This is a genomic window from Streptomyces sp. CB01881 (assembly GCF_002953255.1).
Classification (GTDB): Bacteria; Actinomycetota; Actinomycetes; order Streptomycetales; family Streptomycetaceae; genus Kitasatospora.
In genome coordinates this window covers 1,740,782-1,766,433 of sequence record NZ_CP026498.1, presented here as the reverse complement: position 1 = coordinate 1,766,433, position 25,652 = coordinate 1,740,782, and the positions used below count along the sequence as shown (strand labels likewise).

Genomic DNA, 25,652 nt, shown 5'->3' with positions numbered 1-25,652 from the left:
CGGCATCACGGGGCAGGAAGTCAGACGCCGCTGGGCGGCGGGGCGGGGCGGTGACCAGAGATGGCGGAGACGACGGCTGTCCCCGGCAGTCCCGATCCCGTGGCCGACACGGGGCCCTGGGACGCCGTGCCGCCGGGCCCTGCGCGCAACCCGTACGAGGAGCACCCGCCGGGACCGGCCGCGCTGTACGAGCCGCCCGCGCAGGCTCCGGCACCCGTCCAGGCTCCGGCACCCGTCCAGGGGTCGGTACCCGTTCAGGGGTCGGCGCCCGGCCAGGGGTCGGTATCCGTCCAGGCTCCGGCGGCCCCGCCGGCGCCACCGACCGGATGGACCGTCACCGGTCTGTCCGTCGTGGCCCCGCCGCCGTCGGCGACGCCGCTGCCGTTCACCGTCCCGCTCCCGGGAACCACTCCCGCCCACGGAGTCCCCGTCGGCCCGGGCGGCCTCGGGACGGCGCCGCGCGGGCGCATCCTGGTCGTCGAGGGCGGCTACGGCAACTCCGGCCGCCGTACCTGGGGGCGCGGCGGACCGGTCCAGGCGCCCGTACTGTCCGCGATGCTCGCCGCCGTCTCCCCACAGGTCCTGCTCGCGGCCGACGCGGTGGACGCCGTCCACCTCCCCGCGGCCAGCGACCCGCACACCGTGCTCGCCCATCTCCGGGCCGCCGCCCGGCACCCCGGACCGCTGCTCGTCCACCTCGGCGGCCACCTGCTCGCCGACAAGCGCGGCGGCCAGCTCCACCTCACCCTGCGCGACTCCAAGCCCGGCAGCGTCCGGCAGGACGGCCTCGCCTGGCAGTCCATCGCCGGCGAACTGCGGCACCGGCCGGCCGAGTGGCAGACCCTGGTGATCGCGGACCTGAGCGCCGACCAGAACGCCCTGCCGTTCCTCCAGGGGACCGTCTCCCCGCTCACCGACGGCCTCCCGCTCTGGGCCGTGGTCAGCCCCGACCCGGAGCAGATCGGCACCTTCACCCGCGCGCTGATCGAGGCCCTGCACGGCGGCCGCCCGGGCGCGGACACCGTCCTCGCCCCCGAACAGCTGCGCCAGCAGGTGTACTCGGTGCTGCGCCCGGACGTCGTCATCCTCGCCACGCACGCGCCGAACCGTCCGTTCTTCCGCAACACGGCCCGCCGTACGGACGGCCCGGTCGTCGACGCCACCCCGTACGAGGGCCCGCGCCCGGCCGCCGTGCTGCCCCGCCCGCCGGCCGAGCACGACGAGGGGGCGCGGGACGCCGTTCCGCGCGATGCCGTCCCGGCACCGCGGCCCGCCGTCACGCTGGACAAGCCCGCCGCGGCCACCTTTGCCGCGGCGGCACCGGCCGGCGTACCGGCTGCCGCGCCCGTGCCGCCGTCCGACGGCCCGGTGCACCTCCTCAAGCCCGGCGTCCCGCCCACACCCCCGCCCCCGGCCCACCCCGTCGACCTGCTCAAGGCCTACGCCTGGCGCCCCACCTCGGGCGGCGTCGTCACCCTCGACAAGCACACGCCGACGGACGCGGTGCAGGCGGTTGAGGCGCCGGAGACTGCGGTGCCGGAGGTTGAGGCGCCCAGGGACGTGGTGCCCGAGGCTGAGGCGCCGGCCCCCGTCGACCCCGCTCGCGTCGAGCCCGAGGCCGCCGCGCCCGAGACCCCTGAGTCCGACGCCGCCGCGTCCGAGACCGCCGCGTCCGAGACCGCCGCGTCCGAGACCGCCGCGTCCGAGGCCCCCGCGTCCGAGGCCCCCGAAGCGGGCGCCTCGAAGCCCCGCGCGGACTACCGCGAGGTGATCGGCCGGATCGTCCGCAGCGCCGACGCCGGGGACCACACCGCCGCCACCGACCTCGCCTTCGCCCTCGAACTGGAGGCGATCGCCGAGCACGGCGCCGTCTCCGAACCGGTCCTGCAAGTCCGTCAGGTCCGTGCCCACGTGTGCCGCCTGGCCGGGAAGACGATCGAGGCGGCGGACATCTACCGCGAGGTCGCGCTGACCCTGCTCCGCTCCCAGGGCCCGGACCACCCGGAGACCCAGCAGGCCGCCACCAACGCCGAGGCCTGCTGGCGGGCGATCCCGGACCGCGCGGAGGCCATCCGCATCGCCCCCGAGATCATCGAACTGCGCGCCTACCTCCCCGGCCCCGACGGCCGCAAGCTCCGCGCCGCAGAACGCCACCTCGCCCACCTGGCCGCCGACGCCGGCTGACCCTCCCGCCCTGCTCGCCCCTCCTGCCCTGCTCACTCCTCCCGCCCCTCCCGCCCCTGCACTGGAAGTCGGCCAGGCCGACCTCCAGTGCGGGCGGTGCCGGTTCGTCATGCCCGGCAAGGGATCAGGAACGTGGACCGGGAGTGCGGGCGAAGGGCCGGACGGGGCCCGTCGCAGCCCGGACGCGGCCGCGTCCGGCTCCGCCGTGACTGGTGGAAACACTCCAAGATCGGGCCATGATCATTGTTCCTGGCGGGCCCACGGCACGTGCCCGTCCTCTCGCAGACTTGCAGCACGTGGCGGCCCGGCCGGTCGCCCCGTCTTCGGACCCGTCGACCCAAGGACTGCAGTCGTGAGCGAGCGCGTTCTCATCCCCCGCAACCGGGGCTTCCTCTTCCTGGACTCCCACCCGGCCGGCTGCGAGCGGCTGGTGGCCGACATGTGGCAGGCGTGCCCCGACCCCGACGGCGTGCCGGAGGGTTCCGGGCCGGTGGCGCTGATCATCGGCTCCTCGGCCGGATACGGTCTGGCGGCCACGCTCGCGGGACTCAAGCGCGCCGGCATCCGCGGCATCATGGTCTCCTTCGAGAAGGCCCCCACCGAACGGCGTACCGCCACGGCCGGCTGGTACCGCACCGCCGCCACCGCCGACATCGCCCGGGCCGCCGGGCGGGATCTGGTCTTCCTCAACGGCGACGCATTCTCCGACGCGATGAAGGACCAGGTCGCCGACCTCATCGAGAAGCGCTTCGGCGGCAGGCTGGACCACCTGGTCTACTCGGTGGCCGCGCCCCGGCGTACCGACCCCGGCACCGGCACCACGTACGCCTCCGTCCTCAAGCCGATCGGCCGGGCGAACCGCACCAAGACCCTCGTCTTCGACGACCGGGGCGTTCCCGAGGTCCGCGAGGTCGAGACCGGGCCGGCCGAGGGCGACGACGTGGAGCAGACCGTGGCCGTGATGGGCGGTGCGGACTGGGAGCGCTGGATCGACCACCTGGCCGGCCGGGGACTGCTCGGAGAGGGCTTCACCACCGCCGCGCTGTCGTACATCGGGTCGTCGCTGACGGCGGCGATCTACCGGCAGGGCACCATCGGCGCGGCCAAGGCCCACCTGGAGGCCACCGCCCGCACCCTGAACGAGCGGCTCGCCGGGACGGTGGGCGGGCGTGCCGTGACGTCCGTCAACGGCGCCGCCGTCACGCAGTCCTCCACCGCGATCCCCGGCATCGCCCTGTACACCGGCCTGCTGCGCGGCGTCCTCGGGGAGGAGATGGTCCCGCCGGTGCGTCAGCTCGCCGCCCTGTGGGACCAGCTCACCGGTGCCGCCCCGCTCGCCCTGGACGACGAAGGCCGGGTCCGCCTGGACAGGTGGGAACTCTCCGACGACGTCCAGGCCGCGGTGGCCGAGCGCTGGGAGGCCGCCACGACCGGCACCATCGCCGGCCTCGCCGACCTCGACTGGTTCCACGCCGAGGTCCAGCGCCTGTACGGGTTCTCCGTCCCGGGCATCGACTACACCGCCGCAGTGGCCACCGACGTCCCGTGGCCCGCGCCCGCGCCCTGATCCCGACCGGGAGGACCGCCCGGCGGAGACCCGGCCGCGCGGCTCCGCGCCTCGTCGACGGCGTCCACGCGCCACGGGCGCGGGCCGGGTGGTGGGGGAGCCGGGCGGGCCGGCTCCCCCACCGGGGGTGTGCTGGGGTCAGCGACCCGCGAGGGCGCGGACGAACCTGTTGCCGTCGATGGTGCCGAGGCCGCTGGCGAGGTCGTAGCCCTTGGTGGCCTGGTAGCCCGTCACCTTGTCCCAGGAGTTGTCCCCGGCCGTCACGTCGACCAGGCCGCTCCACTGCTGCGGGAGCAGGTTGAGGCCGTAGAGGCGCCAGTTGAGCTGGCCGAGGCGGTGGCCGGCGAGCTGGTCGGCGAGGGCGACGATGCCCGAGAAGATCGGGGTCGCCTCGCTGGTGCCGCCGGTGAGGTGCCAGCCGACCGAGGTGGGGTCGTAGGACTCGTACGTCCAGGCGCCGCCGTCCACGGCCGCGCTCATGCTGATGTCGGGCGTGCCGCGGTGGTTGCCGGTGACCCCGGCCACGCCGGCCTGGTACCACGGGCGGTCGAAGACGCCGGAGACGCCGCCGCCGCCCGCGCCGTACTTGTCGTGCCAGACCTTGTCGGGCGCGGTGCGCTTGCCCGCGTCGTCCAGGCTGAGCTGGGTGCCGCCGATGGAGGTGACCAGCGGGTCGCTGGAGGGCCAGGAGTTGACCTTGTACGGGTACAGGTCCTGGCCGTTCTCCTGGGCGTCGGTCGCGCCGTTGTCGCCGGAGGCGCTGAGCACGGTGACGTCGTGGGCGGCGGCCTCCTTGAAGGCGTAGCGCAGGTCGGTGAGCGACTTGAAGTCGCCCTTGTCGAAGCCGGGGAAGGTGTTCTCGGTGGCGCCGAAGCTCTGCGAGATCACGTCGGCCTTGCCGGACTTGATGATGGCCTTCTCGGCGTCCATCATCTCGGGCAGGCCGGTGGTGCCCTCGGTCTCCGCGACGCCGGTCTCGACCAGGATGATGTGCGCGTCGGGGGCGACGGCGTGGGCGTACTCGACGTCGAGGGTGGTCTCGCCCGCCCAGCCGGTGTGGTCGGCGTTGGTGGGGTCGAACGGCGGGACGTTGCCCCACTTGACGACCTCGACCTGGGTGTCGGGGATGCCCCACTGCTTGTCGAAGACCTCCAGGTCGTGCTGGATGGTCGGCGAGCCGAAGGAGTCGACGATGACGATGGTGCGGCCCTTGCCGGTGATGCCCTCCTTGTACAGCGGGTCGAGGTTGTAGGCGGTCCGGTACTGGAGCGGGGAGTAGCAGTTGATGCCGATCTGGCTGACGCACTGCGAGGTGGGCAGTGGCGCGGAGCGCCCGGTGGCGCTGATGTGCCCGGCGGAGGCGGGGCGGACGTGCACGCCGGCCAGGCTGCCGGAGGCCGTGGCGCTCACGGCCGGGACGGAGAGCGTGCCGGCGGTGAGGGCGGTTGCCCCGGCGGCGAGCAGGGCCAGGGCGCGGCGGAGGGTGGCGGGGCTGCCCATGGGACTCCTTGGGACGCAGGGCCCGACCTGGTCCGGTCGGGTCGGTCCGGCCATCCCATCGAGTGCCACATGATCATGCCATAGTCATTTCGCACTGCCGGCATGGTCACGCCTGGCCACCAGAAAAGGTAAAGGCCGTCCCAGGCGAAGGTAACCCACCACCGGGGACGGCCAACTGATGAAACGTCAGTAACCGGTCAGCGCGCCCCACCGTTGACGTACAGCGTCTGCCCGCTCACGTACGAGGCGTCCTCGCTGGCCAGGAAGGCGACCACCGAGGCGATCTCCTCGGGCTGGCCGACCCGCCGCAGCGGCGTCCGGGCGGCGACCTCCGTCTGGTGGTCCTCCGCCGTGGCGCCGACCCGCTCGGCGGTGGCGGCGGTCATCGCGGTGGCGATGTAGCCGGGGGCGACGGCGTTGACGTTGATGTTGAACGGGCCCAGCTCGATCGCCAGGGTGGCGGTCAGCCCCTGGATGCCGGCCTTGGCGGCCGCGTAGTTCGCCTGGCCCCGGTTGCCGAGCGCGGAGCGCGAGCTGAGCGAGACGATCTTTCCGTACTTCTGCGCCGTCATGTACTTCTGCGCGACGTGGCTGCAGTTGTAGGCACTGGTCAGGTTGACCGTCAGCACCGCGTCCCAGTCGGACTTGGGCATCTTGAAGAACAGGTTGTCCCGGGTGATCCCGGCGTTGTTCACCAGGATGTGCACCCCGCCGAGGTCCTGCGCCACCTGGGCGAACACGGCCTCCACCGCGTCGTAGTCGGCCACGTCACAGCCGTACGCGCGGGCGGTGCCGCCCTTGGCGGTGATCTCCTCGACCGTGCCGGCGGCGCGTTCGGCGGTCAGGTCGACGACCGCGACGGCCGCCCCCTCCTCCGCCAGCAGCCGCGCGGTGGCCGCACCGATGCCCTGCGCCGCGCCGGTGACGACGGCGACCTTGCCTGCGAAACGAGTCACAGCAACTCCTTCGATGAAGCGGTGAAGAACTGGGGGGGAGTGGCCGACGGACGACGGCCGTCGTCGGCCGTCGTCGGCCGTCAGGCCGATTCGACGAGGACGGCGGTGCCCTGGCCCACGCCCACGCACATGGTGGCCAGGCCGCGGCGGGCGCCGCTGCGGCGCATGCGGTGCAGCAGGGTGGTGAGGATGCGGGCGCCGGAGCCGCCCAACGGGTGGCCCAGTGCGATGGCGCCGCCCGCCGGGTTGACCAGCTCCGGATCGATGCCCAACTGGTCCATGGAGGCGAGCACCTGGGCGGCGAAGGCCTCGTTCAGCTCGGCCTCCTCCAGCGAGTCGAGCGACCAGCCGGCCCGGCCGAGCACCTTGCGGGTGGCCGGCACCGGGCCGACGCCCATCACGTCCGGGTGCACCCCGGCCGAGGCGCCGGCGACGTACCGGCCGAGCGGCTGGAGGCCGAGGTCGCCGAGCGCCTCCTCGCTGACCAGCACCAGGCCGGCCGCGCCGTCGTTCATCGGCGAGGCGTTGCCCGCCGTCACCGTGCCCCCCGCCCGGAAGGCGGGCTTCAGCCGGGCCAGCTTCTCCAGGCTGGTGTCCTCGCGGATGCTCTCGTCCTGGCCGACCGTCACCCCGTCCGGCCGCTCGACCGGGACCAGCTCGGCGTCGAAGTGGCCGTCCTTGCGGGCGGCGGCGGCGCGCTGGTGGCTGCGGAGTGCGAAGGCGTCCTGCCGCTCACGGGTGATGCCGTACCGGGTGGCGACCTCCTCCGCGGTCTCGCCCATGGAGAGGACGCCGTGCAGGTCGGCCATCCGGGGGTTGGTGAGGCGCCAGCCGAGCCGGGTGTCGTAGGTCTCGATCTTGTGCGGCAGCGCCTCGTCGGGGCGGGGGAGGACGAAGGGGGCGCGGGTCATCGACTCGCAGCCGCCGGCCAGCACCACGTCGGCCTCGCCCGATCCGATCGCCCGGGCGGCCATGGTGACGGCCTCCAGGCCGGAGGCGCAGAGCCGGTTGACGGTGGCGCCGGGCACGGTGTCGGGCAGGCCGGCCAGCAGGACGGCCATCCGGGCGGCGTTGCGGTTGTCCTCACCGGCCTGGTTGGCGGCGCCCCAGTAGACGTCGTCGATCCGGGCCGGGTCGAGGGCGGGTACGTCGGCGAGCAGGGCGCGCAGCACGGTGGCCGAGAGGTCGTCGGGGCGGACCGTGGCGAGCGCTCCGCGCAGCCGGCCGATGGGTGTGCGGCGGGCTGCGGCGAAGTAGACAGGACGCACGTCGTCGGGCTCCTTATCAGCGGGAACAGCGGGAATGACGGGGCAGCGGGAACAGCGGGAAGAACGGGAACAACGAGAAGAACGAGAACAACGGGAACAACGGGAACAAAGGGGACAGCGGAACGGAAGGGGCAGGGCTCAGAACGCGTTGACGCCGGTGAGCGCGCGTCCGATCAGCAGCTTGTGGATCTGGCTGGTGCCCTCGTAGAGGGTCATCACCCGCGCGTCGCGCAGGTACTTGCCGACCGGGTACTCGTCGATGAACCCGTAGCCGCCGAAGACCTGGAGAGCGTTGTTGGCGGCCCGGACGGCGGCCTCGCTCGCGTAGAGCTTGGCGACGGAGGACTCGGCGGCGAACGGCAGGCCGCGGTCGATGTGGTCGGCGACCTTCCAGGTGAGCAGCCGGGAGGCCTCGACGTCCACGGCGATGTCGGCGAGCAGCTCCTGCACCAGCTGGTGCGAGGCGATCGGCTTGCCGAACTGCTCGCGCTCGCCCGCGTACCGGACGGCGGCGTCCAGGCAGGCCCGGGCGATGCCGACGCAGCCGGCGGCGACCGACATCCGGCCCTTGGCGAGTGCGGCCATCGCCACGGTGAACCCCTTGCCGGGCTCGCCGAGCCGCGCGGAGTCGGGCACCCGGACGGCGTCGAAGGCGAGCTCGGCGGTGGCCTGGCCGCGCAGGCCGAGCTTGCCGTGGATCTCGGTGCGGGTGAACCCGGGCAGGTCGGTGGGGACGAGGAAGGCGGTGATGCCCTTGTGCCCCGGGCCGCCCGTCCGGGCGAAGACGAGGGCGACGTCGGCCCAGGTCCCGTTGGTGATGAAGGTCTTGGCGCCGCTGATCAGCCAGTCCCCGCCGTCCCGGACCGCGCGGGTGGTGAGGTTGGCGGCGTCGGAGCCGGTGCCGGGCTCGGTGAGCGCGAAGCAGCCGAGCGCCTCGCCGGAGGTGAGCCGGGGCAGCCAGTGCTGCTTCTGTTCCTCGCTGCCGTAGCCGTTGACCGACTTGGCGACCAGGCCGAGGGAGACGGAGACGATGCCGCGCACGGCGGAGTCGCCCCGGCCCAGCTCCTCCAGGGCCAGGCAGTAGGCGAGGTGGTCGCCGCCGCTGCCGCCGTACTGCTCGGGGAGGGTGAGGCCGAGCAGGCCCAGCTTGCCGAGCTTGCCGATGATCGCGCGGTCGACGGACTCGGCGCGGTCCCACTCGGCGGCGTACGGGACGATCTCGCGGTCGGTGAAGGCGGCCGCCAGGTCACGGAGGGCGGCCTGCTCCTCGGAGAGCTCCAGGTTCATCGGGACCCCGTTAAACTAGCGCTGCAAGTTTTATGGGGGGACTGTAGCCCCGACCGGGCCGCACTGGGAAGAGGCGCCTGCCAGAATCGGTCCCCACCCACCCGAACGCACTCACCCGAACGCACTCACCCGCACCGACCGACCCGAACGCACCGACCGACCCGCACCCACCCACTCGAACCCGCCGACCCGACCGGAGGAACCGCGACGATGGCCCGCCCGCGCACCCCCCTGCTCAGCCGCGAGCGCATCGTCACGGCCGCGCTCCAGCTCATCGACGCCGAGGGCCTCGCCGCGCTCTCCACCCGCCGCCTCGCCACCGAGCTGTCGGTCAGCGGGCCGTCGCTCTACAACCACTTCGCCACCAAGGACGAGCTGTTGGACGCGGTGGTGGACAGCGTGATGGGCGAGGTCGACCTGTCGATGTTCGGGCGGGACGCGCCCTGGCCGGCGGCGCTGCGCGACTGGGCGCGTTCCTACCGGGCCGCCCTCGCCGCGCACCCCAACATCGTTCCCGTGCTCGCCCAGGGCCCCGGGCGCCGGCCGAACGCCCTGCGGCTGGCCGATGCCGTCTTCGGCTGCCTGGTCGAGGCGGGCTGGCCGCGCGGGCAGGCCACCCGGATCGGCGCACTGATGCGGTACTTCGTCGCCGGCTCGGCGCTGGCCTCGTTCGCGGCGGGCTTCCCCGAGGACGCCGGCGTGTACGACGCCGCCGACTACCCGCACCTCGGCGAGGCCCACCGGCTGGCCGAGCACCGGAGCGCGATCGACGAGGGGGCGTTCGAGACCGGGCTCGAAGCGCTCCTCGACGGGTTGCTCCTACGGTACGAGCGCACCGTCCCGCGCCCCTGACCCCGCGCCACCGGCCCCGCGCCACCGGCCCCGTGCATCCCTGGACCTGCGCGGCCCGCCCCCGTGCGGCCGGCCCCGTGCACCCCTGGCCCCGTGCGCCCCTGGCCCCGTGCGCCCCTGGCCCCGTGCGCGGCCCGCCCCCGTGCCACGCAGGGCCAGGGCGGGTCACCAGGGCTCGCGCGCCACGAAGGCCGGCCGCAGCGAGGGGTCGACCGGGTCGTAGTACCGGTGGTAGACGGGGGTCAGCCCACCGGAGACCGGTGGCACGATCCAGCTCCAGTCGGCGGGGGTCGGCCGGCCGAGCCGCTTCTCCTGGGCGACGTGCTTGAGGAACCGCCCGGACTCGGTGTGGTGGTCGGCCATGGTCACCCCGGCCTCCTGGAACGAGTGCAGCACCGCCACGTTGAGCTCCACCAGCGCCCGGTCGCGCCAGAGCGTGCGGTCGTTGGAGGTGTCCAGGCCGAGCCGTTCGGCGACGGTGGCCAGCATGTCGTACCGGTCGGCGTCGGCGAGGTTGCGGGCGCCGATCTCGGTGCCCATGTACCAGCCGTTGAACGGTGCGGTGGGGTAGCGGACGCCGCCGATCTCCAGCGTCATGTCGCTGATCGCCGGTACCGCGTACCAACGCAGGCCGAGGTCGGCGAACCAGGCGTGGTCGGGGTGGACGAGGTCGACCTCAAGCGTGGTGTCGTCCGGCAGCTCGTACCACTCGGGGCGTTCTCCGGGCCGCTCCTGGACCAGCAGCGGCAGCACCTCGAAGGGTTCCTCGCCGCACTTCCAGCCGAGGTCCCGGGCCCGGGCGGCGAGCCGGGCGCCGGCCGGGTCGCCGGTCCAGGTGCCGTTCGCGCCGGGGTGGCCGGCGTAGCGGACCAGCTGCTGGTTGAGGATCCGGGCGGCCGGACGGCCGGGGCGGTCGGGGGCGAACACCGAGATCACCGGGCGGATCCGGCCGCCGTTGCCGGCCACCCGCAGGTGCTCGAAGCACTCGGTGGCGATGTCGTCGGCTGAGCCGAGGTGCCGCAGGTCGCGGACGACCAGGCTGCGCCAGTACAGCCGGCCGATGCAGCGGGCCGCGTTGCGCCAGGCCAGCTTCGCCCCGTAGGCCAGCTCGGCGGGCGTGTGCTCGTAGGTGCCGGTGCGGTCGATCTCGTCCAGGACGGCCCGCAGCCGCTCGGCCGGGCCGCCGGCGGCGGGCTGCTCGTGGTGGAACTGCCGGACGAACGCCTCGGCCTCCGCCGGATCGGTGAAGTGGCCGGAACCGGAACCCGAACCAGTGCTGCGGGCGGCGCCGGTGGGGCCGTCCGCGGACGGCCCGGAGGCCGGTCCGGGAGCATCCCGGAACCCCGGAGCCCCCCGGAGCCCCGGAACCTCCTGGAACCCCGGAGCCTCCCGGAGCTGCGGGTCCTCGGGAGGCCCGGCGTGGCGGGTGAGCGGGCCGGTGACGTGGTCGGTCAGCCGGCCGGCGGGGTGTCCGGTGCCCTCGGCGGGCGCCGGCCCGGCGGGTTCGGGCGCGGGGTGCGTGTGGGCGTACGGGCAGCCGGTGGCAGGCGCTGCCACGGTCCTGCGGGCGCTGCGGGTGCGAAGCCGGTTGAAGATCAAGGACACATCCCTCCTGGCCACCAGGAGTACCGGAGGTGTCCGCCCCGCCGCAGAGAGTGAACGATTCGGCCCCCGCACCCGCGCCGGGGGCGCTAGGGTGCGGGGGCCGAAGGTCCGAAGGTCCGACGGTCGGATCAGCCCATGTCCTCCAGCCGGATGCCCTTCGTCTCCTTCATGAACCGTGCCACGAAGAGGAGGGACAGCGCCGCGAACGCGGCGTAGACGAGGTAGGTCGCCGAGAGGTTCCAGCGCGAGAGCGAGGGGAACGAGACGGTGATCGCCCAGTTGGCGATCCACTGGGCGGAGGCGGCGACGGAGAGCGCGGCGGCGCGGATCCGGTTGGGGAACATCTCGCCGAGCATCACCCAGACCACCACGCCCCAGGACATCGCGAAGAAGAGCACGAACGCGTTGGCGGCGACCAGCGCCACGGTGCCCTGGAGGTCGGGGAGGGTCACGTTGTCGCCGCTGCCGGTGGCGGAGGAGAACGCCCAGCCGCAGGCGGCCAGTGCGACGGCCATGCCGGCCGAGCCGATCAGGGCGAGCGGCTTGCGGCCGATCCGGTCGACCAGCAGGATCGCGACCACGGTGCCGAGGATGTTGATGACCGAGCCGATGAAGCTGATCAGCAGCGAGTTGCTCTGGTCGATGCCGACCGACTGCCAGAGGATCGACGAGTAGTAGAAGATCACGTTGATGCCGACCAGCTGCTGGAAGACCGAGAGGCCGATCCCGACCCAGACGATCGGCAGCAGGCCGAAGCGCCCGCCGAGCAGGTCGCGGAAGCGCGGGCGGTGGTCGGAGTCGATCAGGCCCTGGATCTCGGTGATCCGGGCGTCGGTGTCGGCGCCCCGGCCCTCGACCTCGGCGAGCACGGCGCGGGCCTCGTCCAGGCGGCCGGCCGCGATCAGGTAGCGCGGCGACTCGGGGATCATCGAGGAGAGTACGAAGTAGAGGGCGGCGGGCAGCACGCAGATGCCGAGCATCCACTGCCAGGCCTCCAGCCCGAGCAGCCGGCCGCGAGTGTCGCCGCCCGCGGCGTCCGCCAGCACCCAGTTGACCAGCTGGGAGATCGCGATGCCGAGCACGATCGCGGCCTGCTGGAAGGAGGCCAGGCGCCCGCGGTACTTGGTCGGCGCGACCTCGGCGATGTAGGTCGGGGCGATCACCGAGGCGATGCCGATGGCCGCTCCGCCGAGGACCCGCCAGCAGGCGAGGTCCCAGGCGGAGAAGGGCAGCATCGAGCCGACCGCGCTCACCGCGAAGAGCAGCGCGCCCGCCTTCATCACCTTGATCCGGCCGTAGCGGTCGGCGAACCGGCCGGCCAGCGCGGCGCCGACCGCCGAACCGAGCAGCGCCGAGGAGACGATCAGGCCGGTCACGCCGTCGCCGACGCCGAACTTCTCCTGGATGCCGGAGACGGCGCCGTTGATCACGGAGCTGTCGTAGCCGAACAGGAACCCGCCGAGGGCCGCGGCGGCGGTGATGAAGACGACGAAGCCGAGGCGGTCGGAGGATCGGGCCTCCGCCGCCGTCGGCTCCGTCGGCTCCGTGGGCTTCTGGGTGACGCTCACGATCTTGACTCCTGGTACTCAACGCTGAGCTTGGTAGCCGCGATCGTAACCCGTCAATGTTCAAGTGTTGTACGTGGGATGCCCGCCAAGTCCCTTTCTCTATTAGTAAAGTGAATTGTCAAACCCGAGGGGAGGCCAGCGACAGCCCGAATCGCCCCTCGTCGTCCGTCCACCAGTGGGCGAGCCGCAGGCCGGCCGCCGCCAGCTCCCCGGCGACCCGCTCCCGGCGGAACTTCGCCGACACCTCGGTGCGCAGCTCCTCGCCCGCCTCGAAGTGGACGGGCAGGTCGAGCGCCGGGATCTTCACGGTCTGGGTGCGCAGCGAGCGCAGCCGCATCTCGATCCACTCCTGCTCCGGGTCCCAGAGCGCCACGTGCTCGAACGCGTCCGGGTCGAAGTCGGCGGACAGTTCGCGGTTCAGCACGTTGAGCACGTTCCGGTTGAACTCGGCGGTCACCCCGGCCGCGTCGTCGTAGGCGGCGACCAGCATGCCCGGGTCCTTCACCAGGTCGGTGCCGAGCAGCAGGAAGTCGCCCGGGTCGAGCGCGGCGCGCAGGCCGCGCAGGAAGGCGGCCCGCTCGGCGGGGAGCAGGTTGCCGAGGGTGCCGCCGAGGAAGGCGACCAGGCGCGGGCCGCCGTCCGGGGGCAGGCCGAGCCGGGCGGTGAAGTCGGCCAGCACGCCGTGCACCGCCAGCTCCGGGTACTCCCCGGCGAGCGCCCCGCCGGCGGCGGTCAGCGCGCTCTCGCTGACGTCCACCGGGACGTAGGTGTGCAGCGTGCCGAGGTCGCGCAGGGCGTCCAGCAGCAGCCGGGTCTTCTCGGAGGAGCCCGAGCCCAGCTCGACCAGGGTGCGGGCCCGGGTGGCGGCGGCGATCTCGCCGGCCCGGGCGGTGAGGATCGCCCGCTCGGCGCGGGTCGGGTAGTACTCGGGCAGTCGGGTGATCTCCTCGAACAGCTCGCTGCCCCGGGCGTCGTAGAACCACTTCGGCGGCAGCCACTTCGGTTCGGAGGTCAGACCGTGCTGCACGTCGTGCCGCAACGCGGTGCTGAAGTGGTCGGCGGGCAGCAGTCGGGTGAGGTCAAAGGTGCTCATGGCAGACGGGTCCTCGGTTCAAAAGGTGAAGGAAGAGCGGTGGGGGAGGTGGGTGCTCAGAGTGGCCGGACGGTGCCGAGCGGCCGGACGGTGACGCCGTCCGGGCCGGCCAGGAGCAGCGAGGCGTCCGGCACGGCCGTCCAGTCCGGGTGGTCGTCGTACGGCTCGGAGGCCACCACCACGCCGAGCCCGGGCAGCGTCCGGTGGTGCAGGGTGTCACCCCAGGCGGTCGCGGCGAGCGCGCGGCCGTCCGTGAGCAGCAGGTTGAGCCGCGCGGTGGTGTGCGCGGCCACGTCCGCGACGGTGCCGGCCAGTGCCTCACCGAGGCCGGCGCCCGCCCGCAACCGGTGCAGCGCCAGGCCCCAGACGAGTGCGGAGTCGGTGCGCGCCACCAGCTCCAGCAGTTCGGACGGCGGCAGCAGCCCGGCCAGGGCGTCGAGCTTCGCGGGCCAGCCCGCCACCGCGCCGTTGTGGCTGAACAGCCAGCGCTCCGCGGCGAACGGCGCGGCCGCCTCCTCGCCCGCCGCGCAGCCCTGGGTGGCCGAGCGGACGGCCGCCAGCAGCGCCCGGGTGCGGATCACCCGGGCGAGGTCGGCGAACGTGGCGTCCGCCCAGACCGGCCCGGCCCGCCGGTGGCGGGCCGGCACCTCGTCGCCGTCCGCGTACCAGCCGAGGCCGAAGCCGTCCGCGTTGACCGTGCCGTACTGCTGCGCCCGGGGCGCCCAGGACTGCCGGTAGAGCCCGAACGGGGGCTCCACCAGCAGCTCCTGCGGCGCCAACGGCTCGCCCAGGTAGGCGAGGTGACGGCACATCAGTCGGTCTCCACGTCGGCGGCGGTGCGGAACCCGGCGAAGATCTGCCGCCGGATCGGGTAGTCCCAGTTGCGGAAGGTGCCCCGGCAGGCGACCGGCGCGACGGCGAAGCAGCCGCCGCGCAGCACCTTGTACTCGGGGCCGAAGAAGACCTCCGAGTACTCCTTGTACGGCCAGGCCCGGAATCCCGGGTAGGGGCGGAAGTCACTGGCCGTCCACTCCCACACGTCACCCATCAACTGCCGTACCCCGTAGGGTGATTCGCCGTCCGGGTAGCTGCCGGCCGGGGCCGGGCGGAGGTGGCGCTGGCCGAGGTTGGCGTTCCCGGGCGCGGGCGGGGCGTCCCCCCACGGGTAGCGGCGGGAGCGGTCGGTGGCCGGGTCGTACCGGGCGGCCTTCTCCCACTCGGCCTCGGTCGGCAGTCGCCGCCCCGCCCATCGCGCGTACGCGTCGGCCTCGTACCAGCTGACGTGCAGCACCGGTTCGTCGAGGGGCACGGGCTCCAGCACGCCGAACCGGCGGCGGAGCCACTGGCCGTCCTCGTGGCGCCAGAACAGCGGGGCGCTGAGCCGGGCGCTCCGGCGGTGGTCCCACCCCTCGGGGGTCCACCAGTGCGGGTCGTCGTACCCGCCGTCGGCGATGAACCGCAGGTAGGCGCCGTTGGTGACGGGCGTGGTGTCCAGCCGGAAGGCGGGCAGCTCGACCCGGTGGGCCGGGCGCTCGTTGTCCAGGGCCCACGGCTCGGTGTCGGTGCCCATGGTGAACGGGCCCGCCGGGACCAGCACGTCGGCCGGCAGGGCGGCCGCGTCCGCCGGGGCGGGCGGCGGCGGGGGAGCGGCCAGTGCGGGCTCGCCCGCACGGAGCTGATGGGTGATCAGCATCGTCTCGTCGTGCTGCTGTTCGTGCTGGGCGATCATGCCGAAGGCGAAGCCGGCGTCCAGCAGCGGTGCGCCCTCCAGTGGGCTTTCGCCCAGCAGGTCGAGCACCCGGCCGCGCACCTCGTGCGCGTACGCGCGGGCCTCGTGCGGCGGCAGCAGCGGCAGGCTGGGGCGTTCGGCGCGCGGGTGTTCGAACGCGTCGTAGAGCGGGTCGATCTCCGGGTGCATCGGGTCCCGGTGGCCGACGTTGCGCAGCAGCCAGAGTTCCTCCTGGTTGCCGATGTGCGCGAGGTCCCACACCAGCGGGGACATCAACGGCGAGTGCTGGGCGGTCAGGTCGCGGTCCTCGACGCAGTCGGTGAGCGCGGCGGTGCGGGCGCGGGCGGCCAGCAGCTCGGCGGCGATCGTCTCGCGCAGCGCCTCCAGCGAGGCCGGCGTCTCCAGCGGCGGGCGGGCGTCGGGGCCTGCGCCGGGGGCGCCGGTCGGGCGGGCGTCGTCGATCATGGTGCGGCCTCCTCCAGGGGAGTGCGTCGGGCGCCGGAGCGCAGCGCGTCCAGCTGGTCGTCGGCCGGGCAGCGGCCGCGCGCGGGATAGCGCTCGGCGTACTGGGCGACGGCGGTGCGCAGCCGCTCGGCACCGGGCAGGCGGCCCAGCGCGGCGTCGGCGGCGGCGAAGCAGGCGAGGGTGGCGCGGCGCAGCCCGGGGTCGGCGACGGCCAGGGTGGCGGCCCGGCGCCAGGCGTCGCTGCGCGGCGGGCGCGGGCCGTCGGCGCGCTCCAGCGGCTCCAGTGCGGCGAGCGCGGCCTCGGCGGCCACCGGGTCGTCCAGCAGCGCGGTGACCAGGGCGGCGGGGACGATCCAGCCGTCGCCGGGCTGGGCGTCGATCATCCGCAGCTCCAGGTGGCCGCGCGGGCGGACCGGCGGGAACAGCGTGGTGCGGTGGTAGTCCAGGTCGGCCAGGGTGGGCGGGCGCTCGCCGGCGCCGCGCAGCCAGTCGGCGAAGGTCAGCCCGGCCGGCGCGGTCCAGGGCAGCCCGTCGGGGCGGCGGATGCAGAGCACCTCGGCGTCCAGCACGTACCGGGCCCAGGCCTCGCGCGGATCTCCGTGGTCGGGGCCCGGGGCGAGCGTGCGGGTGGGGTCCATCCGGGACCAGACGGTCTGGCGGGTGGACCGGTGACCGGTCGGTTTGCCGTCCAGCAGCGGGGAGTTGGCGAAGGCGGCGACCAGCACCGGGCCGAGCCGGTGGGCGAGGCGCCAGCGCCGGTCCAGCGCGTGCGGGCCGTCCGCGGCGCCCGCGTCCAGGCAGACCTGGACGGAGGCGGTGCCGGTCATCATGATCCGGCCCCAGGGCCCGGCCGAGTTGAAGAACCGTTCCATCGCCAGGTAACGGGGGTGATCCAGCACCATCTCCCGCGGACGGGCCAGGGGATCGGTCCCGGTGCCGGTGAGGCGCAGGCCCTGGGCGGCGAAGGCGGCCCGCAGGGCGGCGAGGTCGCGTCGGGTGTCGTCGACGCAGGCGGTGAGGCTGTCGGCGGGCGGGGAGCTGAGCTCGACCTGTCCGCCGGGTTCGAGGGTGAGGCGGGCTCCCGAGGGGAGCGACATCCCGTCGGGGCCGCCGATCGGCAGTGCGTCCAGTGCGGCGTGAAGCCGCTCCGGTAGGACGGGGCTGGCGGGACATCGGTCGTCGTGGACGAACCACTCGACCTCGACGCCGACCAGCCGGGGAGGCCCGATCTTGAAACAGACCCCGGCCATGTGGCTGCGCGCGGCCGACTCGGTCAGCGGCGTCACCCCGTCCGGGGGCGGGTCGGTGGTCGGTCGGGCGGTCGGGCTGGTCGGGCGAACGGGTATCACCGGACTCACCATCCTCGGGATCACGATTGCGGCCCGGTCTACCCTGCCCAGTCTGCTACGGACCATGCGAAGGCGCTCCGCAAACATCTCGTGAAGAGATGTCGTCGCAGGTCAGAGGTGGTGCAATCGGGTGATTCCGGCCTTTCCGGGGCCCCGTGCGAGGCCTTTCCCGGTCCGCCCGGAGGCCTCCTCGAAGCCTCCTGGAAGCCTCGGGGCGGCCTTCCCGGAGGCCCCTCCCCGGAAGCCCCCGAAGGCTCAGCGGAGCCGTGCCAGCCGTTCCAGGACAGCCTCCAGGACCGGGCCCGGCAACGCGTAGTCGAGCCGCAGCGCGCCGCGCCCGCCGGGCCCGAAGTCCGCCCCGTCGGAGGCCTCCAGGCCGCACCGCTCCAGCAGCGCCGCCCGCGCCCCGGCCGGCGGCAGGCCGAGCGCGGCGGCGTCCACCCAGAGCAGGTACGAGGCCTCGGGTGCGGACAGGACGGCGCCGCCGAGCAGGCCGGTCAGCCGGTCCCGCGCGCTCGCCAGGTGCGCCAGCAGCGCGTCCAGCCACGGGCCGCCGTGCCGCAGCGCCGCCTGCTGCACCTCCTGCTCCAGCAGCCCGCCCTCCCAGAAGCCGAACCCGGCCATCACCGCGGTGAGCCGCTCGCGCAGCGCGCCGTCCGGGACGAGCGCGAAGCAGCTCGGCAGGCCGGAGGTGTTGAAGGTCTTGCCGACCGAGTTGAGCGTGACGGTCCGCTCCCGGTACGGGCCTGCCTCGGCCACGGCCACCGGATGCCGGTGGCCCGGGTGGGTGAGGTCGCCGTGCACCTCGTCCGAGACCAGCACCGCGCCGGCCTCCGCCACCGCCCCGGCGAGCGTGCGGACCTCGGCCCCGGTCCAGACCCGCCCCGACGGGTTGTGCGGACTGCTCAGCAGCACCGCCCCGCCCCTGTGCGGCGCCAGCCCGGCCACCGGCAGCCGGTACCCGGCGCCGTCCCGCTCCAGCGGCACCTCCTCGTAGGGCAGCCCGGCGGCCCGGCAGAGCTGGGCGAAGCCGCCCCACTCGGGTGTCGGGAACAGCACCGGACCGGCCGGGCGCACCGCCTCCAGCAGCAGCCGCACGGCGGTCCGCGGGCCGAAGGGCAGCAGCATCACCCAGGCCGGGTCCACCGTCACGCCGTGCCGCTCCCGGTACCACCGCGCCACCAGTGACCGCCCGGACGGATCGCAGACGGTGTACCCGAACGCCCGGTGCCGGGCCCGCTGCGCCAGCGCGCGGGCGACGGCGGGCGGCCCGGGCAGGTCCATGTCGGCGAGGCCCATGGGGATCACTGCGCCGGGCGGGCCGGCCGCCCGGGCCCACTTGCTGCTGCCGGTGCCGGCGCGGTCGAAGGGCCGGCCGAAGCCGAAGTCCTCGGGTGGGGCGGTCACGGCAGGGGCCTCCCGGTACGGCGGCGGGCGAAGACGTCCGCAGCCACGGTAGGGCGTGCCGTGCGGATCCCGCCGGACCGGGCCGCCCGGAGCCGGTGGCCGACTGGACGATGACCGGCCGTCCGGCCGTCCGGCCGCCCGCTGGACGGGGGCGCGCAAGCGCGGGCGCACGCCGTACGCTGCGCCCTTGGTACGGCGTTTCGGGCAGGACGGGGAGACCGATGGCGACGACGACGCGCGACACGATGGCCGGCAGCGGACAGGACGAGGAGGTCACCCTCTTCGTGGCCCGCCGGGTGGAGCCGGGGTACGAGGAGGCCTTCGAGGTCTGGGCGAAGGACATCCTGGCCGCGGCCGCGGCGCACGAGGGCAACCTCGGCACCGGGCTGCTGCGGCCGGCCGGGCCGGACGACCCCTGGCACCTGCTGCTGCACTTCCGCGACGGCGAGGCGTTCCGTTCCTGGCAGGCGTCCCCGGCGCGGGCGGCCTGCTTCGCCGTGGCGGACGGGCACCACCACGAGGTGCACCGGCACGAGATCCTCGGCATGGAGGGCTGGTTCGCGACCACCAAGGCGGCCGCGTCGAAGGGACGCCCGCCCGTGCGCTGGAAGATGGCGGTCGCCTCGACGCTCGCGATCGCCCCGATCGTCGTCACCTCGGCCCTGTTGATCGCCCCGCACCTCTCGGGCCTGCCGACGGCGGTCCGGCCGCTCGTCACCGCACCGCTGATCAGCGCGCTGATGACGTACGCGGCGCTGCCGGTGGTGACCCGGCTGCTGCGGCCGTGGCTCTTCCGCCGCTGACGGCCGGGGGCGACCGGAGCCGCCGCTCACGCGCACTGCGCCGCCGGACACCTGCCGGCCTGCGGGAGCGCGCCGCGCCCGAGGCCGACCTCCACTCGGTGACCGGCCACCTGCCGGGGCCCTGGAGACGGCCCGGCGCGTCCTGCCGCAGCGGTGACCCCGGGGCACGCGCGGACCCGCGGCGGACCGGCCGCTGGGGCCGGTCCGTCGTCCGTCAGCCGTCCGCCGTCAGGTACCCCGCCAGCCCCCGCCGGCCGCGCCACATCATCGCGGCGTGGTTGGCGCGGAAGACCGGGTGCAGGGGGAGGGCGAGACGGCGCAGCAGGGGCTTGGCCGGCCTGGTGTCCTCCTCGAAGACCACCTGGCTGCCGGTGCCGTCCGGGGTGACGGTCCAGCGGGACCAGCCGGTGAGGTCGCCGTGCATGGCGGCCTCCAGCACCCCGGCCGCCGGGTCGCACCGCACCGTCTCCAGGCCGATGACCAGCCGGTAGGGCAGCAGCGCGCGCGCCACCACCTCGCCGCAGCCCGGGCCGGTCTCCCGGGCGGTGCGGATCTCGGGCCACCAGAGCGGGTAGCTCCGGACGTCCTCCAGTGCCGCGTACACGGCGGCGGGCGGCGCGGGCAGCCGCCAGACGCCGCGGAACCGGTAGTGGTTCGGGTCCATCCGCCGAACGGTACCCGCCCGCGACGGGTGGGCGCGCCCGCCGCGCGCCGCCGCGGCCCGCCGCGTGCGCTACTCCGGTTCGGCCAGCGTGAACGCCGTGTTGACCAGTGCGACGTGACTGAACGCCTGCGGGGTGTTGCCGAGTTGACGGCGGGCGCGCGGGTCCCACTGCTCGGAGAGCAGGCCGAGGTCGTTGGCGAGCCCGACCACCCGGGTGAAGAGTTCGTGTGCCTCGGCCCGCCGCCCGGTGGCGGCCAGTGCGTCGGCGAGCCAGAAGGAGCAGGCCAGGAAGGCGCCCTCGCCGCCGGGAAGGCCGTCGGTGCGCTGGTGGGCCTGGTAGCGGCGGACGAGGCCGCCGTGGTCGAGGCCCTCCCGGACGGCGTCCACGGTCCGGACCACCCGCGGGTCGTCCGGCGGCAGGAAACCGCTCTTGACCACGAACAGCGTGGCCGCGTCCAGCCCCTGCCCGCCGTAGTGCTGCACGAAGACGCCGCGCCGCCGGTCGTAGCCGTGCTCGCAGACGTCGGCGTGGACGGCGTCGCGCATGGCCCGCCAGCGGTCGACGGGCGCGGGCAGGCCGGTGGCCTCGGCGAGGCGGACGGCGCGGTCGGCGGCGACCCAGGACATCACCTTGGAGTGGACGAAGTGCCGCCGCCCGCCGCGGACCTCCCAGAGGCCCTCGTCGGGTTCGCGCCAGTGGTGTTCCAGATACTCCATCAGGGTCCGCAGCAGGATCCAGACGTGCCGCTCCATCGGCAGGCCGGCCAGCAGGGCGAGGTGCAGGGTGTCCACCACCTCGCCGTAGACGTCGAGTTGGAGCTGGTCGACGGCGGCGTTGCCGAACCGGACCGGCCGGGAGTCCTCGTACCCGGGCAGCCACTCGGCGACGGTCTCGCCGAGGACGCGTTCGCCGGCGACGCCGTAGACGGTCTGGAGGTCGCCGGGGTCGCCGGCGATGGCGCGCAGCAGCCAGCGGCGCCAGGCGGTCGCCTCCTCGCGGAAGCCGCCGCGGAGCAGGGCGGAGAGGGTCATCGAGGAGTCGCGCAGCCAGCAGAACCGGTAGTCCCAGTTGCGCATCCCGCCGATCCGTTCGGGCAGCGAGGCGGTCGGTGCGGCGACGATGCCGCCGGTGGGGGCGTAGGCGAGCGCCTTGAGGGTGATCAGCGAGCGCAGCACGGCGTCCCGCCACTCGCCGCGGTAGCGGCAGCCGGACGCCCAGCGCTGCCAGTCGCGCAGGGTGGTGAGCAGGGCCTCCTCGGGGTCGGTCCGCGGGGTGGTGGGCAGGTGGGAGGGCTGCCAGGTGAGCAGGAAGGCGACGCGGTGGCCGGCGGTGACGGTGAAGTCGGAGGCGGTGATGCCGTCCACGCCGTAGGTGTGCACCCCGGGCGGGACGCGCAGCCAGGCGGAGTCCGGCCCGGCGACGGCGACCCGGTGGCGGCCGGTGCGGCGGACCCAGGGCTCGATCCGGCCGTAGTTGAACCGCAGCCGCAGTTCGCTGCGGACCGCGACGGTGCCCTCGACGCCCTCGACGATCCGGATCAGTTGCGGGGTGCGGGCGCCCTGCCCGCGCTGGGGCATGAAGTCGGTGATCCGCACCGTGCCGCCGGGCGTGTGCCACTCGCTCTCCAGGACGAGGCTGTCGTCGAGGTAGCGGCGGGAGGAGCACCGCGTGGCGCCGACGGGGGCGAGCCGCCAGGCGCCGTGCTGCCGGTTGCCGAGCAGGCCCGCGAAGCAGCTGGGGGAGTCGAACCGGGGCAGGCAGAGCCAGTCGACCGATCCGTCCCGGCCCACCAGGGCGGCGGTCTGCAGGTCGCCGATCAGGGCGTAGTCCTCGATGCGTCCGGCCATCACCCCATTCTCGGCCGTCGCCGCCCGTCCGGCAGGACGAGGCGCCGCACCCCGGCGGCGACGGGGGGCGGCAGCTCCGGCCGGACCCCGCCGTACCCCGGCGGGCCCCGGCCCCCGTCGAGCGGAACCGGAGACTCCGGCAGGATGGGAGAACTCCGCTTGCACCCGTTCGGCGTGCAAGGGAGGATCTTTTGTGCTTGTAGTCTCATCAGTCGCAGCCGTCCCTTAAGACAGCTGGCTTCCCGGAACCGGAGTGAAGGAGTCCCTAGGATGCGGCGACCGAACTGGGTACCGGAGGGCACGGACCTGGACAAACCGAACGCCGCTCGGGTCTACGACTACTACCTCGGTGGTTCGCACAACTTCGAGGTGGACCGCGAGATGGCCCGCAAGGCGATCGCCCTCTGGCCGGAGCTGCCCCAGATCATGCGCTCCAACCGGGCCTTCCTGCGCCGCGCCGTGCAGTTCGTCGCCGAAGAACGGGGCATCACCCGCTTCCTGGACATCGGCTCCGGCATCCCCACCTTCGGCGCCGTGCACGAGATCGCCCGGGCGATCCACCCCGAGGCCGAGGTCGTCTACATCGACCGCGACCCGGTGGCCGCCGCACACAGCCGGCTGCTGCTGCAGGACGACCCGAAGAGCGACGTCGTCCAGGCCGACCTGCGGGACGTCGACGACCTGCTGGCCCGCCCGGAGGTGCGCAAGCTGCTCGCGGCCGGCGAGCCGGTGGCCGTGCTGCTGGTCGCCGTCCTGCACTTCGTCAGCGACTCCGAGGACCCGTGGAAGCTGGTCGAGGTGCTGCACGACGCCCTCCCGCCGGGCAGCGCGCTGGTCCTCTCGCACGCCTCCCTGGAGGGCCGCCCGGACCAGGCCGAGAACCACCAGAAGCTCTACCGGATGACGCCCACCCCGCTGACCATGCGCACGCACGAGCAGATCACCACGATGTTCGCCGGCTTCGAGCTGGTCGAGCCCGGCGTCGTCTACCTGCCGCAGTGGCGGCCCGACCAGCCGGAGGCCGTCGGCCAGCACCCCGAGCGGATGACCGGGGTGGCGGGCGTGGGGTTCCGCCCGTGAGTGATTCGCCGGTGTCGGGCAGCGCCGAACAGTTCCACGAGGACTGGGCGCGGCTGCTCTCCGGCGACCACGGCACGGCGGTCCACCCCGGTCTGCTCGGCCGGCTGGTCTCCCGGACCGCCGCGCTGCTGCACCGTGCCCAGCAGGACGAGCCGTTCGAGCCGCACCTGGCCTCCCAGGCCGGCGCGGCGCTCGTCGACGCCCATTTCACGGACCCGGTGGTGCTGGCCCGCGCGGTGGAGCTGCTCCAGGAGCAGCCGGTCACCGACGACCGCGGGCCCGCGCTCTGCGGGGCCTTCGCGGCCGGCTGGGCGGCCGCGCTGCGCGAGCGCACCCTGCGCGAGCAGGAGGCCATCCGCACCGCCGCCGACCTGGCCCGCAAGGAGGCCGAGCGGGCGCTGCGCGCGTCCGAGGCACGGTTCCGCGCGCTGTTCGAGAGCGCGGCGATCGGCATCGGCATCGGCGACACCGACGGCAACATCCTGGCCGTCAACAAGGCGCTCCAGGAGCTGTTCGGGGCCGCGCCGGAGGACATGCAGGGCCGCCGGGTCGGCGACCTCGTGCACCCCGAGGACACCCCGGGCGTCTGGGAGGCCTACGAGGAGCTGATCAGCGGCAAACGGGACTACTTCCAGGTCGACAAGCCGTACTACCGGCAGGACGGCGAGGTGGTCTGGACCCACCTGACGGTCTCGCTGATCCGTGACGACGACGGCCGGCCGCAGTACCAGGTGGCGATGCTGGAGGACATCACCGACCGGTACCGGCTCCAGGAGCGGCTGCGCCACCAGGCCACCCACGACCCGCTGACCGGCCTGCCCAACCGGGCGGCGTTCTTCGAGCGGCTGGAGAAGCTGTTCGAGGAGCCGGACCCGGGCGCCCGGTTCGGCCTCTGCTACGTCGACCTCGACGGCTTCAAGGTGGTCAACGACAGCCTCGGCCACGACACCGGCGACCAGCTGCTCTCCGCCGTCGCCGCCCGGCTCAAGGCGGCCCTGACCCCGCTCGGCCACCTGGTCGCCCGGCTCGGCGGCGACGAGTTCGTCGTCCTGCTGGAGAACTGCCGGGGCGAGCAGGAGGCCGTCGCCGCCGCCAAGACCGTGCTGAAGGCGCTGGCCGGGCCGGTCCTGATCGGCGATCACAAGCTCGCCGTCGGCGCCAGCGTGGGCGTGCTGGAGCGGCGTGTCTCGACGACGACCCCGGGCGCCGCCGTCCGCGCGGCGGACCTGACGCTGTACCGGGCCAAGGAGGCCGGCCGCGGCCGCTGGACGCTCTTCGACCCCAAGGAGAACGCCCGCGCGGTCAGCCGGTACGCCGTGTCCGTCCGGATGCCGGCCGCACTCGACCGCGGCGAGTTCTTCATCGACTACCAGCCGCTGTACGCGCTGGCCGACGGCCGGCTGGCCGCGGTGGAGGCGCTGGTGCGCTGGCGCCACCCGCAGCTCGGCGTGCTCGGGCCGGACGAGTTCGTCACCACCGCCGAGGAGACCGGCCTGATCATGCCGCTCGGCCGCTGGGTGCTGGAGCAGGCCTGCGGCCAGGCGGCCGACTGGATCAAGCGGTTCGGCGACGACGCGCCGCAGCTGAACGTCAACCTGGCGGTCCGTCAGGCCCGCAGCGCCGCCCTCGTCACCGACCTCGGCCGGATCCTCGAATCCACCGGCCTGGACCCGGCCCGGCTCCAGCTGGAGATCACCGAGTCCACCGTGGTCGGCCCCGAGGACGAGGCGCTGCGTACCCTGCACGGGCTGGTCGACCAGGGCGTCTCGCTCGCCGTGGACGACTTCGGCACCGGCTGGTCCAACCTGGCCTACCTGCGCGACCTTCCGGTCTCGGGCCTGAAGATCGCGGGCTCGTTCGTCGGTGACCTGCACGACCCGGCCAAGGACGAGGAGACCGGCTGGCGGATCGTCAGCGGCCTGGTGTCGATGGCGCACGCACTCGGCCTGACCGTCACCGCCGAGGGCGTGGAGACCCGGCGGGACGCCGAACGGCTGCGCACCATCGGCTGCGACTGGGCGCAGGGCTGGCACTTCGGGCGGCCGGTGCGGCCGGCCGAGATCGCCCGCCGGATCGCCGAGGAGCCGGAGGGCCGCCCGGTCGGCGGCTGACGGCTGACGGCTGACGGCTGACGGCCGGCGGCCGCGGCCCTGGTCGGCGGACCGGGCGCGGCCGTTGTGCGGGGACGTGGCGGGGCCTCCGGCCGCATCGGGCAATTCATTCCGAATCCGGCATAAGAACTCAATTCCCGCAAACCTCTTGACGTGACGCCGGTCACCTGGGCACGATGAGGCCCTGGCACACCCCGCACCCCGGTGCGGGAAGCACATTCGGCCAGTTCGACAGACCGGCGCTTCGGCGCCCGTGAGAGCCGGCGGCGCACCCCTCACCCGGCCGCCCGACCCGCTCTCCGCCGTTTCGGCAGTC

The 25,652-nt window shown here is 74.3% G+C and carries 19 protein-coding genes; 6 read left to right on the top strand and 13 right to left on the bottom strand.

Annotated elements, in window-relative coordinates:
• Positions 1–99 precede the first annotated feature (99 nt).
• Together C2142_RS07700 and fabV are read left to right on the top strand one after the other, a co-directional pair.
• A complete protein-coding gene (locus C2142_RS07700; RefSeq protein WP_148641693.1) occupies positions 100–2,184 on the top strand; it encodes a hypothetical protein in 2,085 nt (694 codons plus the stop codon).
• A gap of 352 nt (positions 2,185–2,536) precedes the next feature.
• Positions 2,537–3,751: an enoyl-[acyl-carrier-protein] reductase FabV gene (fabV, locus tag C2142_RS07695; RefSeq protein ID WP_148641692.1), complete on the top strand. Its 1,215-nt coding sequence runs from the start codon at positions 2,537–2,539 to the stop codon at positions 3,749–3,751.
• Positions 3,752–3,889: 138 nt separating this feature from the next.
• Here the strand turns inward: fabV and C2142_RS07690 are convergent, their stop codons facing one another.
• The 4 genes from C2142_RS07690 to C2142_RS07675 all read right to left on the bottom strand — a co-directional run bounded on the left by C2142_RS07690 (position 3,890) and on the right by C2142_RS07675 (position 8,762).
• Positions 3,890–5,251, bottom strand: coding sequence for a S53 family peptidase (locus C2142_RS07690; RefSeq protein ID WP_148641691.1), 1,362 nt, complete (start codon positions 5,249–5,251; stop codon positions 3,890–3,892).
• Positions 5,252–5,448: 197 nt separating this feature from the next.
• Positions 5,449–6,207, bottom strand: coding sequence for a 3-oxoacyl-ACP reductase FabG (gene fabG / locus C2142_RS07685; protein ID WP_148641690.1), 759 nt, complete (start codon positions 6,205–6,207; stop codon positions 5,449–5,451).
• Positions 6,208–6,287: 80 nt separating this feature from the next.
• Complete coding sequence (locus C2142_RS07680) at positions 6,288–7,475, bottom strand: thiolase family protein (protein WP_148641689.1); 1,188 nt, start codon at positions 7,473–7,475, stop codon at positions 6,288–6,290.
• Between the two features lie 138 nt (positions 7,476–7,613).
• Complete coding sequence (locus C2142_RS07675) at positions 7,614–8,762, bottom strand: acyl-CoA dehydrogenase family protein (protein WP_148641688.1); 1,149 nt, start codon at positions 8,760–8,762, stop codon at positions 7,614–7,616.
• 210 nt (positions 8,763–8,972) lie between these two features.
• Between C2142_RS07675 and C2142_RS07670 the strand changes: the two genes are divergently transcribed.
• Positions 8,973–9,614, top strand: a complete 642-nt coding sequence (locus tag C2142_RS07670; RefSeq protein WP_148641687.1) for a TetR/AcrR family transcriptional regulator C-terminal domain-containing protein — start codon at positions 8,973–8,975, stop codon at positions 9,612–9,614.
• A gap of 165 nt (positions 9,615–9,779) precedes the next feature.
• On the opposite strand, the gene C2142_RS07665 is transcribed toward C2142_RS07670, so the two are convergent.
• From C2142_RS07665 to C2142_RS07635, 7 genes are all read right to left on the bottom strand, one after another.
• Positions 9,780–11,219: a nitric oxide synthase oxygenase gene (locus tag C2142_RS07665; protein ID WP_241002438.1), complete on the bottom strand. Its 1,440-nt coding sequence runs from the start codon at positions 11,217–11,219 to the stop codon at positions 9,780–9,782.
• A 128-nt stretch (positions 11,220–11,347) separates the two neighbouring features.
• Positions 11,348–12,787, bottom strand: coding sequence for a sugar porter family MFS transporter (locus tag C2142_RS07660; protein WP_174315598.1), 1,440 nt, complete (start codon positions 12,785–12,787; stop codon positions 11,348–11,350).
• Between the two features lie 118 nt (positions 12,788–12,905).
• Positions 12,906–13,880 (bottom strand): L-histidine N(alpha)-methyltransferase, encoded by a 975-nt coding sequence (gene egtD / locus C2142_RS07655; RefSeq protein WP_148641685.1) that lies wholly within the window; start codon positions 13,878–13,880, stop codon positions 12,906–12,908.
• A gap of 56 nt (positions 13,881–13,936) precedes the next feature.
• On the bottom strand, positions 13,937–14,692 hold the full coding sequence (egtC, locus tag C2142_RS07650) for an ergothioneine biosynthesis protein EgtC (RefSeq protein WP_148641684.1): 756 nt from the start codon (positions 14,690–14,692) through the stop codon (positions 13,937–13,939).
• The gene (gene egtB / locus C2142_RS07645; protein ID WP_148641683.1) at positions 14,692–16,074 is read right to left on the bottom strand and encodes an ergothioneine biosynthesis protein EgtB; all 1,383 of its coding nucleotides are present in this window, start codon (positions 16,072–16,074) and stop codon (positions 14,692–14,694) included. The genes egtC and egtB overlap by 1 nt, the downstream gene beginning before the upstream one ends.
• Positions 16,071–17,324, bottom strand: a complete 1,254-nt coding sequence (gene egtA, locus C2142_RS07640) for an ergothioneine biosynthesis glutamate--cysteine ligase EgtA (RefSeq protein WP_241003136.1) — start codon at positions 17,322–17,324, stop codon at positions 16,071–16,073. The genes egtB and egtA overlap by 4 nt, the downstream gene beginning before the upstream one ends.
• 354 nt (positions 17,325–17,678) lie before the next feature.
• Positions 17,679–18,830, bottom strand: coding sequence for an aminotransferase class I/II-fold pyridoxal phosphate-dependent enzyme (locus C2142_RS07635; protein WP_148641681.1), 1,152 nt, complete (start codon positions 18,828–18,830; stop codon positions 17,679–17,681).
• Positions 18,831–19,051: 221 nt separating this feature from the next.
• Between C2142_RS07635 and C2142_RS07630 the strand changes: the two genes are divergently transcribed.
• Entirely contained in the window at positions 19,052–19,633 is a 582-nt protein-coding gene (locus tag C2142_RS07630) for an antibiotic biosynthesis monooxygenase (RefSeq protein ID WP_148641680.1), read from the top strand.
• Between the two features lie 214 nt (positions 19,634–19,847).
• On the opposite strand, the gene C2142_RS07625 is transcribed toward C2142_RS07630, so the two are convergent.
• Entirely contained in the window at positions 19,848–20,297 is a 450-nt protein-coding gene (locus C2142_RS07625; RefSeq protein ID WP_148641679.1) for an SRPBCC family protein, read from the bottom strand.
• A 69-nt stretch (positions 20,298–20,366) separates the two neighbouring features.
• A complete protein-coding gene (locus C2142_RS07620) occupies positions 20,367–22,145 on the bottom strand; it encodes a glycoside hydrolase family 15 protein (protein WP_148641678.1) in 1,779 nt (592 codons plus the stop codon).
• A 270-nt stretch (positions 22,146–22,415) separates the two neighbouring features.
• Here C2142_RS07620 and C2142_RS07615 point away from each other — a divergent pair, with 270 nt between their 5' ends.
• Together C2142_RS07615 and C2142_RS07610 are read left to right on the top strand one after the other, a co-directional pair.
• Positions 22,416–23,225, top strand: coding sequence for an SAM-dependent methyltransferase (locus C2142_RS07615; RefSeq protein WP_148641677.1), 810 nt, complete (start codon positions 22,416–22,418; stop codon positions 23,223–23,225).
• Positions 23,222–25,336, top strand: a complete 2,115-nt coding sequence (locus C2142_RS07610) for an EAL domain-containing protein (RefSeq protein WP_148641676.1) — start codon at positions 23,222–23,224, stop codon at positions 25,334–25,336. The genes C2142_RS07615 and C2142_RS07610 overlap by 4 nt, the downstream gene beginning before the upstream one ends.
• Positions 25,337–25,652: the final 316 nt, after the last annotated feature.

Excerpts from the sequence above, each read along its gene's own strand:
- C2142_RS07690 (WP_148641691.1), bottom strand. The coding sequence starts at position 5,251 with ATGGGCAGCCCCGCCACCCTCCGCCGCGCCCTGGCCCTGCTCGCCGCC.
- C2142_RS07675 (WP_148641688.1), bottom strand. The coding sequence starts at position 8,762 with ATGAACCTGGAGCTCTCCGAGGAGCAGGCCGCCCTCCGTGACCTGGCG.
- C2142_RS07670 (WP_148641687.1), top strand. The coding sequence starts at position 8,973 with ATGGCCCGCCCGCGCACCCCCCTGCTCAGCCGCGAGCGCATCGTCACG.
- egtD (WP_148641685.1), bottom strand. The coding sequence starts at position 13,880 with ATGAGCACCTTTGACCTCACCCGACTGCTGCCCGCCGACCACTTCAGC.
- egtC (WP_148641684.1), bottom strand. The coding sequence starts at position 14,692 with ATGTGCCGTCACCTCGCCTACCTGGGCGAGCCGTTGGCGCCGCAGGAG.
- egtB (WP_148641683.1), bottom strand. The coding sequence starts at position 16,074 with ATGATCGACGACGCCCGCCCGACCGGCGCCCCCGGCGCAGGCCCCGAC.
- egtA (WP_241003136.1), bottom strand. The coding sequence starts at position 17,324 with ATGGCCGGGGTCTGTTTCAAGATCGGGCCTCCCCGGCTGGTCGGCGTC.
- C2142_RS07630 (WP_148641680.1), top strand. The coding sequence starts at position 19,052 with ATGGCGACGACGACGCGCGACACGATGGCCGGCAGCGGACAGGACGAG.
- C2142_RS07625 (WP_148641679.1), bottom strand. The coding sequence starts at position 20,297 with ATGGACCCGAACCACTACCGGTTCCGCGGCGTCTGGCGGCTGCCCGCG.
- C2142_RS07620 (WP_148641678.1), bottom strand. The coding sequence starts at position 22,145 with ATGGCCGGACGCATCGAGGACTACGCCCTGATCGGCGACCTGCAGACC.
- C2142_RS07615 (WP_148641677.1), top strand. The coding sequence starts at position 22,416 with ATGCGGCGACCGAACTGGGTACCGGAGGGCACGGACCTGGACAAACCG.